The sequence below is a fragment of the Candidatus Nitrotoga sp. AM1P genome, from assembly GCF_013168275.1.
In the GTDB taxonomy this organism is placed as follows: domain Bacteria; phylum Pseudomonadota; class Gammaproteobacteria; order Burkholderiales; family Gallionellaceae; genus Nitrotoga.
In genome coordinates, this window is the sequence record NZ_AP019547.1 from 2,362,985 (window position 1) to 2,379,219 (window position 16,235).

10 protein-coding genes and 4 tRNA genes are annotated in these 16,235 nt (G+C 49.7%); 13 read left to right on the forward strand and 1 reads right to left on the reverse strand.

Annotation, left to right across the window (positions count from 1 at the left end; translation table 11 throughout):
- Positions 1–157 precede the first annotated feature (157 nt).
- Complete coding sequence (locus tag W01_RS10685; RefSeq protein ID WP_173054532.1) at positions 158–2,128, reverse strand: monovalent cation:proton antiporter family protein; 1,971 nt, start codon at positions 2,126–2,128, stop codon at positions 158–160.
- A gap of 420 nt (positions 2,129–2,548) precedes the next feature.
- On the opposite strand from W01_RS10685, the gene W01_RS10690 reads away from it, so the two are divergent.
- The 13 genes from W01_RS10690 to rpoC all read left to right on the forward strand — a co-directional run bounded on the left by W01_RS10690 (position 2,549) and on the right by rpoC (position 16,229).
- Positions 2,549–2,633: transfer RNA gene (locus W01_RS10690), tRNA-Tyr, on the forward strand.
- A 103-nt stretch (positions 2,634–2,736) separates the two neighbouring features.
- Positions 2,737–2,810, forward strand: a tRNA-Gly gene (locus tag W01_RS10695).
- 10 nt (positions 2,811–2,820) lie between these two features.
- A tRNA-Thr gene (locus W01_RS10700) sits at positions 2,821–2,895 on the forward strand.
- A 50-nt stretch (positions 2,896–2,945) separates the two neighbouring features.
- On the forward strand, positions 2,946–4,136 hold the full coding sequence (gene tuf, locus W01_RS10705; protein WP_173054534.1) for an elongation factor Tu: 1,191 nt from the start codon (positions 2,946–2,948) through the stop codon (positions 4,134–4,136).
- A gap of 65 nt (positions 4,137–4,201) precedes the next feature.
- A tRNA-Trp gene (locus W01_RS10710) sits at positions 4,202–4,277 on the forward strand.
- A 33-nt stretch (positions 4,278–4,310) separates the two neighbouring features.
- Positions 4,311–4,655 carry a preprotein translocase subunit SecE gene (gene secE / locus W01_RS10715; RefSeq protein WP_173054536.1) on the forward strand — a complete coding sequence of 115 codons (345 nt, stop codon included), beginning with the start codon at positions 4,311–4,313 and terminating at the stop codon, positions 4,653–4,655.
- On the forward strand, positions 4,655–5,188 hold the full coding sequence (gene nusG, locus W01_RS10720) for a transcription termination/antitermination protein NusG (RefSeq protein WP_173054538.1): 534 nt from the start codon (positions 4,655–4,657) through the stop codon (positions 5,186–5,188). Before secE ends, nusG begins: the two co-directional genes overlap by 1 nt.
- Before the next feature lie 122 nt (positions 5,189–5,310).
- Positions 5,311–5,742, forward strand: a complete 432-nt coding sequence (rplK, locus tag W01_RS10725) for a 50S ribosomal protein L11 (protein ID WP_173054540.1) — start codon at positions 5,311–5,313, stop codon at positions 5,740–5,742.
- A 1-nt stretch (position 5,743) separates the two neighbouring features.
- Positions 5,744–6,439 (forward strand): 50S ribosomal protein L1, encoded by a 696-nt coding sequence (gene rplA, locus W01_RS10730; protein ID WP_173054542.1) that lies wholly within the window; start codon positions 5,744–5,746, stop codon positions 6,437–6,439.
- A 365-nt stretch (positions 6,440–6,804) separates the two neighbouring features.
- Positions 6,805–7,308, forward strand: a complete 504-nt coding sequence (gene rplJ / locus W01_RS10735; RefSeq protein WP_173054544.1) for a 50S ribosomal protein L10 — start codon at positions 6,805–6,807, stop codon at positions 7,306–7,308.
- Between the two features lie 41 nt (positions 7,309–7,349).
- Positions 7,350–7,721 carry a 50S ribosomal protein L7/L12 gene (gene rplL / locus W01_RS10740; protein ID WP_173054546.1) on the forward strand — a complete coding sequence of 124 codons (372 nt, stop codon included), beginning with the start codon at positions 7,350–7,352 and terminating at the stop codon, positions 7,719–7,721.
- A 123-nt stretch (positions 7,722–7,844) separates the two neighbouring features.
- Complete coding sequence (gene rpoB / locus W01_RS10745; RefSeq protein WP_173054548.1) at positions 7,845–11,924, forward strand: DNA-directed RNA polymerase subunit beta; 4,080 nt, start codon at positions 7,845–7,847, stop codon at positions 11,922–11,924.
- A gap of 81 nt (positions 11,925–12,005) precedes the next feature.
- Complete coding sequence (gene rpoC, locus W01_RS10750; RefSeq protein ID WP_173054550.1) at positions 12,006–16,229, forward strand: DNA-directed RNA polymerase subunit beta'; 4,224 nt, start codon at positions 12,006–12,008, stop codon at positions 16,227–16,229.
- Positions 16,230–16,235: the final 6 nt, after the last annotated feature.

Consider the following 16,235-nt stretch of genomic DNA (forward strand, 5'->3'; position numbering starts at 1 on the left):
CTGAACAGGGAGTTATGATTGATTATTAGGCGAAGGAGGTGGATTAATATGAACGGTGAATAACTGTTTGCTTTGTTAATTTGTAGCTTTTCTAAACTGAAATCGAGGTTAAAGAAGCGAAATTGAGCTTCATGAGGCACTTGTTGACATAGCGTTTTTATCCCTCTCGCAAGTGTTTTTTCGCCGCTGCTAGGGGTCTTGGTTGACCGAGCAGTACCAGTACGTCACCGGCTTTCATTATCATATTGCCCGCAGGTTGATTGCCGCGCATGTTATGGCGGCGTACTGCATTTACTTCCACATTTAATTCGGCCAAATTAATTTCATCAAGCGTCTTACCTACGGCGGAATCGCGTTCTCCCAGCAACACGCTATGGAAACGCGGCTGTAAGTTTTCCGTTGCTTCACCCACTATATTCGCAGCAGTACGAAAGTAGGTGCTGAACATGCTATAGCGACGCGCCCGATTTTCCTGAAGGCGGCGGACGACGCGGTTGAGCGGCACGCCCGACATCAGTAGCGCTTGTGACGCCAGCATCACGCTGCCTTCTAGCACATCCGCCACAACTTCGGCTGCTCCAGCCTGTTTGAGCGTCTCGATATGGGTCTCGTCGGCACTTCGAACCACCACCGGTAAGTCAGGGCGTAGTTCATTAACCAGATGTAAAATTTTGAGTGCGGAGTGAGTGTCGATGTAGGTGACAACCAAAGTTTTAGCGCGCATTAACCCGGCCGCCAAAAGCACTTCGCGTTTGGCGGCATCACCATACACCACGTTTTCACCCGCTGCTGCGGCCTCATGCACACGGTGTGAGTCGAGATCGAGCACGATAAATTGAACATTTTCCTGTTTCATAAAGCGCGCTAGCGACTGCCCACTCCGCCCGTAGCCACAAATAATGATGTTTGCATTGGCGGATATGCTCTGTACTGCAATCTGATGAATCTGCATGGCACGGCTCATCCATTCGGAGGGCGCAATGCGTCGCACAATAGCTTCGGTATGCTGGATTAGAAAAGGTGCGGCCAACATGGAGAGAAGCATGGTGTCTAGGATAATTTGTACTGCTGCGGGAGATAGCAGATTCACTCCGCCTGCCAGGGTTAATAGCACGAAGCCGAATTCACCAGCTTGCGCTAATCCCAAGCTACTACGAATCGCTACTCCCCAATCACCGGCAAACCTGCGCACCAATAATGCTACTACAGTAAATTTGATCAGCAGTAAGCACAGCAACATTAGAAGTACCCAGCCAATATTGACAAACATTTCGCCGAGATCCAGCATCATGCCTACAGTAACGAAAAACAGACCCATAAGCACATCGCGGAACGGCTTGATGTCATCTTCAACTTGATAGCGGTATTCAGTTTCAGCAATTAAGACGCCGGCCACAAATGCTCCCAGTGCCATCGATAGCCCAACTAGTTCAGTGAAATAGGCAAGGCCCAGCGTGATAAAAAGTACGTTGAGCATGAACAACTCGGAAGATTTTTGCCGTGCCACGACATGAAACCAAGATCGCATTACGCGTTGACCGAATAGCAGCAGCACAGCTAGAACTAATGCGGCTTTAATCAGTGCAAGCGAAAGAGTGAATGGCAGGTCGCCTGGTGGACTTGCCAAAGCCGGAATGATGATGAGCAGCGGCACTACAGCTAAATCCTGAAATAGCAATACGCCGATTATTTGCTGGCCGTGCGGTGCACTCATCGCGGCGCGCTCGACCAGCATCTTGCTTACAATAGCAGTGGATGACATCGCCAGCACACAGCCCATAGCTAAACTTGCACGCCAATCAAATCCTGCCAGCCACCCAGCTGTCATAATCAACAAAAGAGTTACCACCACCTGCGCACCACCCAAGCCGAATACCGTGCGTTTCATTTTGTGGAGACGCGCCAGGCTGAATTCAAGGCCGATGCTGAACATCAGGAATACCAAGCCGAACTCTGCCAGATGATGAGTGCCTGGTGTATCAGGTATCCAACCCAGCGCATGCGGACCGATCAGAATGCCCACGGTCAGGTAGCCTAGTACTACTGGCAAATGCAATACACGGCATGCCACCACCACACCTACGGCAACGGTAAGCAAAATTAGAACGAGTTGTAGCGAATTGGTCATGTGCGTGTCACATAAATGAGCTGGTTCATCATTGGCGCTACCACACTCGAACGTAGGCAATACAGGAGATTGCCAAGTACATATTAAGACCTTTTATAACCGGCAGCGGAAATAGAACCGCTCTGGTTACGTGTCACCCACTACTTTTGCACAGTGATATTTATGAAATAGCTCGTTGTTCAACCCGTAGATTCTGCTATTGCTAACGATTTCAATGAATCATCGTGGGATTGCTCGTAGAAGATCAGTTATCGGTAAGTGTTCCAGTTGTATATAGTTGAACAGATTTATCGGTCGAACTATTTATTCCTCGCAATGATGTAATTTTACCAGACCGATAATGATGATGGGGGTTTGCAGCAACCTGCTAAGTACTTTTGACAAAGAGAGCAAGAATATGGATAATCATGGGTTCGGTTTGGAGGGATTCCCGAGCGGTTAAAGGGATCAGACTGTAAATCTGACGGCTCTGCCTTCGAAGGTTCGAATCCTTCTCCCTCCACCAGATTTTTGTTTATAAAGATTATTTTAAGGTTTAGCAGTTAAATTTGACTAGGCTGGATGGTGCGGTTATTGCTTGGTTGCATGTCATTTTGGCGGCGAAGCGTGCGGGTGTAGCTCAATGGTAGAGCAGAAGTTTTCCAAACTTACGACGAGGGTTCGATTCCCTTCACCCGCTCCAGTTTAAGTTAGCCCATGTGGCTCAGTGGCAGAGCACTCCCTTGGTAAGGGAGAGGTCGCGGGTCCGATTCCCGCCATGGGCACCAATGGATTTATTGAGATTCTTTTGTTAATTCGGTGTTGATGAGGAAAAATCATGGCAAAGAGTAAATTTGAGCGAACCAAGCCGCACATTAATGTAGGCACGATTGGTCATGTTGATCACGGCAAAACCACCCTGACTGCAGCGATTACCACCGTGCTGTCCAAGAAGTTTGGTGGCGAGGCTAAGGGATATGACCAGATTGACGCAGCGCCGGAAGAAAAGGCGCGCGGCATCACCATTAACACCGCTCACGTTGAATATGAAACGTCTGGCCGCCACTACGCCCACGTAGACTGTCCGGGCCATGCAGATTACATTAAAAACATGATTACCGGTGCTGCGCAGATGGACGGTGCTATCCTGGTAGTGTCTGCCGCCGATGGTCCTATGCCGCAAACGCGGGAGCACATCCTGTTGGCGCGTCAAGTGGGTGTGCCCTACATCATCGTCTACATGAATAAAGCCGACATGGTGGATGACCCCGAGCTGCTCGAGCTGGTTGAAATGGAGGTGCGTGAACTTCTGACCAAATACGACTTCCCGGGTGATGATACCCCGATCATTATTGGTAGTGCGCTTAAAGCTTTACAAGGTGACCAGTCCGAAATTGGCGAGCCCTCCATCTTTCGTTTGGCCGAGGCGCTGGACGCCTACATACCTCAGCCTATGCGCGTCATGGATGGCACCTTCCTGATGCCCGTTGAAGATGTTTTCTCCATCTCCGGTCGAGGTACCGTGGTAACGGGCCGGGTGGAGCGTGGCGTCGTCAAGGTGGGTGAGGAAATTGAAATTATCGGCCTCAAGCCCACGATTAAAACCATCTGCACCGGCGTGGAAATGTTCCGCAAGCTACTTGACCAAGGTCAGGCTGGCGATAACGTGGGTATATTGTTGCGTGGCACCAAGCGTGAAGAAGTCGAACGTGGTCAAGTTCTGGCTAAGCCGGGTTCTATCACTCCGCATACCAAGTTTTCAGCTGAGATTTACGTTCTCAGCAAAGATGAGGGGGGTCGTCACACTCCGTTTTTCCAAGGTTACCGTCCGCAATTCTATTTTAGAACTACCGACGTAACGGGTGCGGTTGAGCTGCCGGCTGGCACTGAAATGGTAATGCCGGGAGACAACGTGTCGGTGACGGTGAGCTTGATAGCCCCGATCGCAATGGAAGAGGGTCTGCGTTTCGCGATACGCGAAGGCGGTCGCACCGTCGGTGCCGGTGTGGTGGCTAAGGTGATCGAGTAGTCTTGGCAAAGAGGGCTTTAGATGGCGGACTTTTCCTTGTTGGTTTGCTTTCCATTTAAAAAATTAGGCCAGTAGCTCAATTGGTAGAGTATCGGTCTCCAAAACCGAGGGTTGGGGGTTCGAAACCCTCCTGGCCTGCCAGTTAAATCATCAGAAAAGACGGGCAGATTGCGCATGGCGGATAAAATTAAATTAGTTGTCGCGTTCATGTTCGTTGCGGCGGGCATTGCGGGGTTTTATGCTTTGCATGAAAACGCTGCAGTGGTCAAGCTTGCAGCAATATTGTTTGGGTTTTTGTTGGCTGCTGCTGTGGTTTGGACGACCGAGCCGGGTAAGCGTCTATTTGCGTTTGGTGCAGAATCTGTAGCGGAAGCCAAGCGCGTGGTATGGCCGTCGCGTAAGGAAACAGTGCAGACTACAGGGGTGGTGCTCCTTTTTGCGATTGTAATGGCACTATTTTTGTGGGCAGTTGATACCAGTTTGTTGTTGGTGGTTAATAAATTAATGGGGCGTGAATAATGTCCAAGCGTTGGTATGTGGTTCATACGTATTCTCAGTTTGAGAAATTCGTGCAGCGCGCATTGCCGGAGCGTATTCAACGCGCGGGTTTGGAGGGTCAGTTCGGTCAGATTCTGGTGCCGGTGGAAGAGGTTGTGGAGTTGAAGTCGGGCCAGAAAAGTATCAGCGAGCGTAAATTTTTCCCGGGCTATGTACTGGTTGAGATGGAAATGACCGACGAAAGTTGGCATCTCGTTAAAAGTACACCCAAGGTTACTGGATTTTTGGGTGGCTCGGCAATGAAGCCTACTCCCATTAGCGAAAAAGAAGTGCAAAATATAATACACCAGATGCAAACCGGGGTGGAAAAGCCGAGACCAAAAGTGCTATTTGAAGTGGGTGAGGCGGTGCGTGTCAAGGATGGTCCATTCACTGATTTCCACGGTATGGTGGAAAACGTCAATTATGATAAGAATAAGTTGCGGGTGGCGGTGACCATTTTTGGTCGCTCAACACCTGTGGAGCTGGATTTCGGTCAAGTCGAGAAAGCTTAGAGCGGGGGGTTAAGGATGAATGAAGAAGAGAAAGCCGATTACGGGCACTCTTCTTTTTTCTCCTTTCTGTATTAATCGGGGAGAGCGCAATAGCGTTCGCTTGAACCCATAAGGAGAGCGTTATGGCGAAGAAAATTATAGGTTTTATCAAGTTGCAAGTTCCTGCCGGCAAGGCAAATCCTAGTCCACCTATCGGTCCGGCGCTGGGTCAGCGTGGGTTAAATATCATGGAGTTCTGCAAAGCGTTTAATGCACAGACTCAGGGCGTGGAACCGGGTTTGCCAATTCCGGTCGTGATTACAGCTTTTGCAGACAAGAGTTTCACTTTCATTATGAAAACTCCGCCTGCGACCATTCTGATTAAGAAGGCAGCTGGTTTGCAGAAGGGTAGTCCCAAGTCACTCACAGAAAAGGTTGGTAAGCTCACCCGTAAGCAGGCAGAAGAAATTGCAGCAACCAAGATGCCCGATCTGACCGCTACCGACATGGATGCGGCGGTGCGTACTATTGCTGGTAGCGCGCGCAGTATGGGTATTGTTGTGGAGGGCGTATAACATGGCACATATTTCTAAGCGTTATAAGGCATTGGTTGCCAAAGTTGATCGTAATAAGCTGTACGCTATGAATGAGGCACTGAGTTTGGCAAAAGAAACTGCTAAGGCCAAGTTCGATGAGTCTATCGACATCGCAATTAATTTGGGTATAGATGCACGCAAGTCCGATCAATTAGTGCGTGGCGCGGTGGTGTTACCCAAAGGAACTGGCAAGACTGTACGTATTGCTGTGTTCGCTCAAGGTGCCAAGGCTGAGGAAGCTAAGTTGGCTGGTGCGGATGTGGTGGGCTTTGAGGACTTGGCGGAAAGTATCAAGGCCGGCAATATGGATTTTGATGTGGTGATAGCCTCCCCTGATGCTATGCGTATTGTTGGCCAATTAGGTCAAATTCTGGGTCCCCGTGGCTTGATGCCTAATCCTAAAGTGGGTACGGTTTCCGTTGATGTGGCGGGTGCCGTTAGAAATGCTAAGGCTGGTCAGGTGCAGTACCGTACTGACAAGAATGGTGTTGTCCAGTGCACTATTGGGCGGGCTTCGTTTGAGCCTGAAGCGTTGCGTGAAAATTTATTGGCGTTGATTGATGCCTTAAACAAGGCTAGGCCAGCTGCCGCCAAGGGCGTGTACCTGAAGAAAATCTCTGTCTCCAGCACCATGGGTGTGGGTATTCGCATTGAGCAGGCCAGTTTGGCAGGATAGTTCTTTTTGTTTCTGGCCATAAGTTATGAAAATATGGTGGTTGTCTTTTCGGCAATCGAAAGTTAGGGAGTGGCGCAATTACAAATTGTGCGACATGATTGGTTAGTTTGTCATGTCGTTTACAGGCTTTGAACTGCTGGTTTATTGGCAGATTGTCAAAGATCGTAGGTACCCATTAGGGTTTAATTAAAGGGGCGTTGTATGGCGGCAACAAGATCAAGGTTTCCGCTTCCTGTTCTCTGATACCTACGTAGATGGTGTGCCCGCGAGCAGGAGTAATATTATTTCCCCGGCTTAAGGACGCAGTTGTTAACAATGGATCGCTGGGCCTCGGTTTGGTGTTCCAATTGAAGATGGAGAATGATTTGGGTCTTAATCTGCAAGAAAAACAAGCAATAGTAGCTGAAGTTAACGAACAGGTGACGCAGGCTCAGGCTATTGTTTTGGCAGAGTACCGTGGCATTGCAGTCAGCGACATTACCAAGTTGCGTGCCACCGCGCGTAAGTCTGGAGTGTACTTTCGCGTGTTAAAAAACACATTGGCGCGTCGTGCTGTACAGGGCACTCCGTTTGAGGCTTTGGCGGAAAAAATGGTTGGCCCGCTAATCTATAGTATTAGCGCTGATCCCGTCGCGGCAGCGAAAATAGTGCATGAATTTGCCAAAACAAACGGCAAATTGGTAATCAAGGCAGGCGCAATGGTTGGTTCTTTGATGTCTGCGGAGCAGGTCGCTGTGCTGGCTGCTATCCCGAGCCGAGATGAGTTGATCGCACGTTTGATGGCGACCATGAATGCTGCAACCAGCACTTTTGTACGTGGCTTGGCTGCTATCCGCGATAAGAAGGAAGCCGAAACGGCTGCCGCTTAACGCTCTTATCAAATTTTTTGAATTAACATTAGGAGAGCAATATGGCTGTTAATAAGGCTGACATTCTGGACGCAATTGCACAAATGACCGTGTTGGAGTTGTCTGCATTGATCAAGGAAATGGAAGAAAAGTTTGGCGTGTCCGCTGCTGCTGTGGCAGTTGCTGCGCCGGCTGCCGCCGCTGCTGCTGCCGCAGTTGAGCAAACTGAATTTACTGTGATATTAAGCTCTGCGGGTGCCAGCAAGGTGAACGTGATCAAGGTGGTTCGCACGATTACCGGTCTTGGGCTGAAAGAGGCTAAGGACTTGGTGGACGGTGCACCGAAGGCAGTGAAAGAGGGTGTGAATAAAGCTGACGCTGACGCTATCTTGAAGCAATTGATCGAGGCTGGTGCAACTGCTGAAATCAAGTAATTGTTGTGCGCGTCGAAAGGCTGACGGATGCCCGCCAGCCTTTTGCCGTTTTAAGAAGATAACGGACAGCAAGCTACAAAACGTTTTTTGTTCATTGTCTTTTCCCTCGGTCGTGGAGATATCATGAGTTATTCTTTTACTGAAAAAAAACGTATTCGTAAAAGTTTTGCGAAACGTATCGGTGCTTTGCCGATACCATTTTTGCTGTCCACGCAATTAGAGTCTTACAGTGCTTTTCTTCAGGCTGACCAGTTGCCTGAGCAGCGCATCAACGATGGCTTGCAGGCAGCATTCCATTCGATTTTTCCGATTGAGAGCCATAATAAATATGCGCGTCTTGACTTCGTTAGCTACAACTTGGGTATGCCGCCTTTTGATGTGAAGGAGTGTCAGCAACGCGGTCTGACTTATGCTTCCCCAATACGTGCTCGTGTGCGCCTGACCTTATTCGATAAGGAGGTATCCAAACCGACCGTCGTGAAGGAAGTGAAAGAGCAAGAAGTATATATGGGTGAAATACCCCTTATGACCAATACTGGTTCATTCGTTATTAATGGCACTGAGCGTGTTATCGTGTCGCAATTGCATCGTTCACCTGGCGTGTTCTTTGAACATGATCGCGGCAAGACGCATAGCTCTGGCAAACTGCTATTTTCTGCGCGCATTATTCCCTATCGCGGTTCGTGGTTGGATTTTGAGTTTGATGCTAAGGATTATGTCTATTTCCGTATAGATCGTCGTCGTAAAATGCCGGTCACTATTCTATTGAAATCATTGGGCTATACGCCTGAGCAGATACTGGCGGCATTTTTTGAATTTGATACTTTTCACCTTGGAAAAAAAGGCATCCAGTTTGAGGTGGTGCCAGAACGGCTACGCGGTGAAGTAGCACGTTTTGATATTTTGGACAAAAGTGGCAAGGTGATCGTGGCCGGTGGCAAACGTATTACTGTGCGCCATATCCGTGAAATACAGGAAGCGGGTATTGATAAGTTGGCGGTAGGGGAAGACTTTTTATTCGAACGTGTGCTAGCACATAACGTGATAGATAAGGATAGTGGCGAAATCATCGCCAATGCCAACGACGAGATCACTGAAACACTGCTGGCCAAGTTGCACGCGGCTGGAGAGAAAAAAATCCGCACGCTATATACCAATAGTCTGGATCAAGGCGGCTATATTTCGCAGACTCTGCGTGCCGATGAGACTACTGACCAGTGGACAGCGCGAGTTGCTATCTATCGTATGATTCGTCCCGGCGAGCCGCCCACGGAGGACGCGGTGGAAAATCTATTTAACGGCCTGTTCTTTTCTGAAGAGCGATACAACTTATCGGTTGTAGGGCGTATGAAATTCAACCGTCGTATCGGGTTGGATGAGCTGACAGGCTCAGTCACACTGTCTAATGAAGATATCGTGGCGGTAATCAAGATTATGGTTGAGTTGCGCAATGGTCGCGGTGAAATTGACGATATTGATCATCTCGGCAACCGGCGTGTGCGTGCTGTGGGTGAGTTGGCGGAAAATCAGTTTCGCACTGGGTTAGCGCGTGTTGAGCGTGCGGTGAAGGAACGTTTGGGTCAGGCCGAAGCGGACAATCTGATGCCGCATGACTTGATTAATGCCAAACCAATTTCTGCGGCGGTTAAAGAGTTTTTCGGCTCTAGTCAATTGTCGCAATTCATGGATCAGACCAACCCCTTGTCCGAAGTGACGCACAAGCGCCGTATTTCCGCGCTTGGCCCTGGTGGATTGACTCGTGAACGTGCTGGCTTTGAGGTGCGTGATGTGCACCCGACACATTATGGCCGTTTGTGCCCGATTGAGACGCCAGAAGGCCCGAATATCGGTTTGATTAACTCGTTGGCGCTATATGCGCGCATCAATAACTATGGCTTCATCGAAACTCCCTATCGTCAGGTGGCTAAGGGTAAGGCGACTGATGAAGTTAAATACTTGTCCGCGATTGAGGAAGGCAGGTTTACTATTGCTCAGGCCAACGCTGAGTTAGACAGTAAAGGAAAGTTTACGAATGACGTGGTTTCATCCCGCCAGCACAACGAGTTTGTGCTGGCTTCGCCAGATCGCATTGAATATATGGATGTGGCACCTGCCCAAGTGGTGTCGGTGGCTGCGGCGTTGATACCTTTTTTGGAGCATGATGATGCAAATCGAGCTCTAATGGGTGCCAATATGCAGCGTCAAGCTGTACCTTGTTTGCGTGCAGAGAAAGCGTTGGTTGGAACTGGGGTCGAGCGCACCGTAGCGGTGGATTCCGGTACCACAGTGCAGGCATGGCGCGGTGGGCGAATAGATTATGTGGATGCAGGCCGTATTGTGGTGCGCGTTAATGACGATGAAACTACACACGGTGAAGTCGGTGTTGATATCTATAATCTGACCAAGTACACCCGTTCCAATCAGAATACCAATATCAATCAGCGTCCACTGGTTAAGATGGGGGACGTAATTGCGCGTGACGACGTGATCGCCGACGGTGCTTCCACTGATATGGGCGAGCTGGCTCTGGGCCAGAATATGCTGGTGGCATTCATGCCTTGGAATGGCTATAACTACGAGGACTCGATTCTGATTTCCGAGCGCGTGGTGGCGGAAGATCGCTTTACCTCTATCCATATTGAAGAGCTTACAGTGGTAGCGCGTGATACCAAGCTTGGCTCGGAAGAAATTACTCGTGACATTCCTAATCTGTCCGAGGGGCAAATGGCGCGTTTGGATGAATGCGGCATTGTGCATATTGGCGCGGAAGTTGGAGTGGGTGATGTGCTGGTTGGTAAAGTTACGCCGAAAGGTGAAACTCAGCTAACACCGGAGGAGAAGCTGCTGCGTGCTATTTTTGGCGAAAAAGCATCCGATGTTAAGGATACTAGTTTACGCGTGCAGGCGGGTATTTCCGGAACAGTGATAGATGTACAGGTGTTTACGCGAGAAGGGCTGCAGCGTGATCAGCGTGCGCAACAGATTATTGACGATGAATTGAAGCGTTATAAAAAGGATTTGGCGGATCAAATGCGCATCGTTGAGGTCGATGTATTTACCCGTCTCGGTAAGTTGCTGTTAGGCAAGGTGGTTAATGGAGGGCCCAAAAAGCTGGTTAAGGGTGCCAAGTTGACCAAGGATTACCTGACTAGCTTGGAGCGTCATCAGTGGTTTGATATACGTCTCGCGAGTGAAGACACTGCATCGCAATTGGAGCAGGTTAAAGAAGGTTTGGCGCAAAAGCGTTTGGAATTCGATGCGGCATTTGAATTAAAGAAACGCAATTTAACTCAAGGCGATGAGCTGCAAGTTGGTGTGCAGAAGATGGTTAAGGTGTATGTGGCAGTGAAACGCCGGTTACAGCCTGGCGACAAGATGGCGGGTCGTCATGGTAATAAAGGTGTGGTGTCACGCATTGTGCCGGTAGAGGATATGCCTTACATGGCCGATGGCACGCCTGTTGACATCGTGTTGAACCCGCTTGGCGTCCCATCGCGTATGAATGTAGGGCAAATATTGGAAACTCATCTGGGTTGGGCAGCTAAGGGTTTGGGGAATAAGATCGGCAAGATGCTGGAATCACAAGCCAAGATTGAAAAAATACGCACATTCCTAGGTAAGATTTATATGCATGACCAGGCTGCGGAGATTACTGAGTTCAGTGATGAGGATGTGCTAGACCTGTGCCGTAATTTGAGCGGAGGTGTGCCCTTCGCCACGCCAGTGTTCGATGGCGCGAATGAAGATGAAATTAAGGATATGTTAGAACTAGCAGATTTACCGCGTTCTGGCCAGATAACCCTATACGATGGGCGTACTGGGGTTGCATTTGATCGGCCGGTCACAGTGGGTTATATGCATGTATTGAAACTGAATCACTTGGTGGATGACAAGATGCATGCGCGTTCCACTGGTCCATACAGCTTGGTAACCCAGCAACCGTTAGGCGGCAAGGCGCAGTTTGGTGGTCAGCGTTTCGGTGAAATGGAAGTGTGGGCGCTGGAAGCGTATGGCGCAGCTTACACGCTGCAGGAAATGCTTACGGTCAAATCAGATGATGTGGCTGGACGCACCAAAATTTACGAGAGCATTGTCAAGGGCGATCACAAGATTGATGCCGGTATGCCGGAGTCGTTTAATGTATTAACCAAGGAAATTCGTTCTTTGGGCATTGATATCGATCTTGTTCGTCATCGAGAGTAGGGGGCGGCGCGTTCTGAGCGCCGCTCAAGATTGGTGCGCCGGGCGCACCCTACATTGCTGCCGAATATTTAGGAGTTATATATGAAAGCATTGCTGGATTTGTTCAGGCAAGTTACGCAGAAGGAGGAGTTCGACGCGATCAAGATCGGGTTGGCCTCACCGGAGAAAATTCGTTCTTGGTCCTACGGCGAAGTAAAAAAGCCGGAAACCATTAACTACCGAACTTTCAAGCCGGAGCGGGATGGTTTGTTTTGCGCCAAGATTTTTGGTCCAACCAAGGATTATGAGTGCCTATGCGGTAAGTATAAACGCTTGAAACATCGTGGGGTGATCTGCGAGAAATGCGGTGTGGAAGTAACGCTATCTAAAGTGCGTCGCGAACGTATGGGGCATATCGAACTGGCAAGTCCGGTGGCGCATATTTGGTTCTTAAAGTCATTGCCGTCGCGTTTGGGAATGGTGCTGGACATGACGTTACGCGACATAGAGCGCGTACTTTATTTTGAAGCTTACGTCGTGACCGATCCTGGGATGTCCACGCTCGAACGCGCTCAATTGCTTTCTGAGGATGATTATTTAGCCAAGCTGGAAGAGTATGGAGATGAGTTTTCCGCAGTAATGGGGGCGGAGGGCATACGCGCGCTCTTGCACGCGTTGGATGTGCCAGCAGAGGTGGAGAAGCTGCGTGCTGATCTTGAAGCGACCAGCTCCGAAACCAAAATCAAAAAATATGCGAAACGATTGAAAATCCTTGAGGCATTTTTGGTTTCGGGCATCAAGCCCGAGTGGATGATTATGTTGGTGCTGCCCGTGTTGCCGCCAGAATTACGTCCCTTAGTGCCGTTGGATGGTGGTCGCTTTGCGACTTCTGATTTGAATGATTTGTATCGTCGTGTAATTAACCGGAATAATCGTTTGAAACGCCTTTTGGAGTTGAAGGCACCGGAAATTATTGTGCGCAACGAAAAGCGTATGTTGCAGGAATCAATTGATTCGCTGCTGGATAATGGCCGTCGCGGCAAGGCAATGACAGGTGCTAACAAGCGTCCACTGAAGTCGTTGGCGGACATGATTAAAGGTAAAGGCGGTCGCTTCCGCCAGAATTTGCTGGGCAAGCGCGTAGATTATTCTGGTCGTTCCGTAATTGTTGTGGGGCCGCAGCTGAAATTGCATCAGTGCGGCTTGCCCAAGAAAATGGCGCTGGAGCTATTTAAGCCATTCATTTTTCATAAACTGGAAATTCTCGGGCTGGCCACAACCATTAAGGCGGGCAAGCGTATGGTGGAAGCGGAAGAGCCAGTTGTGTGGGATATTCTGGAAGATGTCATTCGTGAGCATCCGGTACTGTTGAACCGAGCGCCTACGTTGCATCGTCTCGGTATTCAGGCGTTCGAGCCGATACTGATCGAAGGCAAAGCAATTCAGTTGCATCCATTAGTTTGTACAGCTTTCAACGCCGATTTCGACGGTGACCAGATGGCCGTGCATGTGCCGTTGTCACTGGAAGCGCAGATGGAATGCCGTACCTTAATGCTGGCCTCTAATAACGTTTTGTCGCCTGCCAATGGCGAGCCTATCATTGTTCCGTCGCAGGATATCGTGCTGGGGCTGTACTATATGACGCGCGAAAAAATCGGTGCGCTGGGCGAGGGCGCGTTGTTTGCTGACGTGTCTGAAGCGCTACGAGCCTACGAATCTGGCCATGTAGATCTGCATGCCAAGGTAGTCGTGCGTATTAAAGAAATAGGCTTGGATGATAACAATGAGCGTCAGGAAAAGCGTACCCGCTATGAAACTACCGTGGGACGTGCTATTTTGTCAGATATTTTGCCAGTCGGTTTGCCGTTCAGTTTGGTTAATAAAGCATTAAAGAAAAAAGAGATTTCTCGTCTGATTAACACCAGCTTCAGTCGTTGTGGTTTGCGCAACACCGTGATCATGGCTGACAAGTTGATGACAACTGGCTTTACTTATGCGACCCGCGCCGGCATTTCAATTTGCCTGGATGACATGCTGGTGCCACCGCAAAAAAATGAGTTAATTGACGCGGCAGGAAAAGAGGTGCGTGAGATTGACGTGCAATACACTTCTGGTTTGGTGACCCAGGGTGAACGTTACAATAAGGTAGTGGATATCTGGGGTCGTACTGGTGATCTGGTGGCCAAAGCTATGATGGATCAGCTAGGTAGCGAGCCAGTGATTGACCGTGCCAGCGGCAAACAGCTTGCTGATAAGAAGGGCAAAGTAGTGATGCAGGAGTCTTTTAATTCCATCTATATGATGGCAGACTCTGGCGCGCGCGGTTCTGCGGCTCAGATTCGCCAATTAGCAGGTATGCGGGGTCTGATGGCCAAGCCAGATGGTTCTATCATTGAAACCCCGATTACCGCTAATTTTCGCGAGGGGCTGAATATGTTGCAATATTTTATCTCCACTCATGGTGCGCGAAAAGGCTTGGCTGATACCGCATTGAAGACCGCGAACTCTGGGTACCTGACGCGTCGTTTGGTAGATGTGACCCAAGATCTAGTGGTGGCTGAGGAAGATTGTGGTACCAGCGATGGTGCCGCGTTGAAGGCATTGGTTGAAGGTGGTGAGGTGATAGAAGCATTGCGTGAGCGCATACTAGGTCGCGTTGCCAGCAAGGATATCGTCAACCCAGAAAGCAGCGAAACTCTATATGAGGCAGGCACTCTTCTGGACGAAGATATGGTGGAAAACATTGAGTCGCTGGGTGTTGATGAAGTACATGTGCGGACGCCCCTCACATGTGAAACCCGTTATGGTTTGTGCGTCAAATGTTATGGTCGTGACTTAGGTCGAGGTGGTCCCGTGACGGTAGGCGAAGCAGTTGGCGTAATTGCTGCGCAATCCATTGGGGAGCCAGGTACTCAATTGACCATGCGCACCTTCCATATTGGTGGTGCCGCATCGCGTACCGTGGTGGCTAATCAGGTCGAGGGTAAGTCTAATGGTCAGGTGAAATACAGCGCGAACATGCGTACCGTCAGCAATACGCGAGGAGAGTTAGTGGTGGTAGCGCGTAGTGGCGAAATAATGGTTACCGATGATCATGGGCGCGAGCGCGAGCGCCACAAGGTGCCATACGGCGCGATGTTGGCCGTACGTGAGGGTAGTTTGGTTCGCGCAGGTGAAGTGTTGGCTACATGGGATCCCCATACCCGTCCTATTATTACCGAATATGCTGGTCGGGCGCGATTTGAAAATGTAAAAGAGGGCGTTACCGTTACTCGAGAGATTGATGAAGTAACCGGATTGTCCACTCTTGTGGTGGATCCTAAGCTTGCTGGTACGCAAGGTAAGGGTGTGCTGCGGCCATTGGTACGTTTGCTCGACGAGGAGGGGCACGAGATTAAGATTGCTGGCACCGAATTACCAATTTCGGTGACCTTTCAGACGGGTTGTATCATCACCGTAGAAGATGGCCAGCATGTTGGCGTGGGTGAGGTGCTGGCACGTATTCCGCAAGAAAGTAGTAAAACACGTGACATTACTGGAGGACTTCCGCGAGTGGCGGAACTGTTTGAAGCTCGTTCGCCAAAGAATGCTGGTATGTTAGCGGAAGTTACCGGAACGGCATCGTTCGGTAAGGATACTAAGGGTAAGCAACGTTTGGTTATCACCGATATGCAAGGTGTGGCGCATGAGTTTCTGATTACCAAAGACAAGCATGTGCTAGTACACGATGGACAAATGGTGACCCAAGGCGAAATGATTGTGGATGGTCCGCGCGATCCGCATGACATTTTGCGCTTGCTGGGTGTGGCAGCACTGGCGCGTTATATTGCCGATGAAGTGCAGGATGTGTACCGCCTGCAGGGTGTTAAGATTAACGACAGGCATATTGAAGTGATAGTGCGCCAGATGTTGCGCCGAGTGCAGATTGTAGATGAAGGTGATACCAAGTTTATTCCCAAAGAGCAGGTGGAGCGTGCAGATTTGCTGCAAGAGAATGAACGTGTTGAGAAAGAAGGCAAGCAGCCAGCAACCTATGAATATATGCTGTTGGGAATCACTAAGGCTTCATTGTCCACGGATTCGTTTATTTCCGCGGCATCCTTTCAAGAAACCACGCGTGTGTTAACTGAAGCTGCGATTATGGGCAAAAGAGACGAGCTACGTGGGCTGAAGGAAAACGTCATTGTGGGTCGCTTGATTCCGGCGGGTACTGGCTTAGCCTATCATGCCGCGCGACGTAAGCAGCGGTTGGGGTTGGGCATGGCAGCAACGGTGCTAAGCGAAGGGGAGCAAGCCGTAGAAACACAAGATAACCAACTTGCTTGACAGGTT

Coding starts and splice junctions, on each gene's coding strand:
- rplK (WP_173054540.1), top strand. CDS start 5,311: ATGGCGAAGAAAATTATAGGTTTTATCAAGTTGCAAGTTCCTGCCGGC.
- rpoB (WP_173054548.1), top strand. CDS start 7,845: ATGAGTTATTCTTTTACTGAAAAAAAACGTATTCGTAAAAGTTTTGCG.
- rplL (WP_173054546.1), top strand. CDS start 7,350: ATGGCTGTTAATAAGGCTGACATTCTGGACGCAATTGCACAAATGACC.
- W01_RS10685 (WP_173054532.1), bottom strand. CDS start 2,128: ATGACCAATTCGCTACAACTCGTTCTAATTTTGCTTACCGTTGCCGTA.
- nusG (WP_173054538.1), top strand. CDS start 4,655: ATGTCCAAGCGTTGGTATGTGGTTCATACGTATTCTCAGTTTGAGAAA.
- secE (WP_173054536.1), top strand. CDS start 4,311: ATGGCGGATAAAATTAAATTAGTTGTCGCGTTCATGTTCGTTGCGGCG.
- rplA (WP_173054542.1), top strand. CDS start 5,744: ATGGCACATATTTCTAAGCGTTATAAGGCATTGGTTGCCAAAGTTGAT.
- rpoC (WP_173054550.1), top strand. CDS start 12,006: ATGAAAGCATTGCTGGATTTGTTCAGGCAAGTTACGCAGAAGGAGGAG.
- tuf (WP_173054534.1), top strand. CDS start 2,946: ATGGCAAAGAGTAAATTTGAGCGAACCAAGCCGCACATTAATGTAGGC.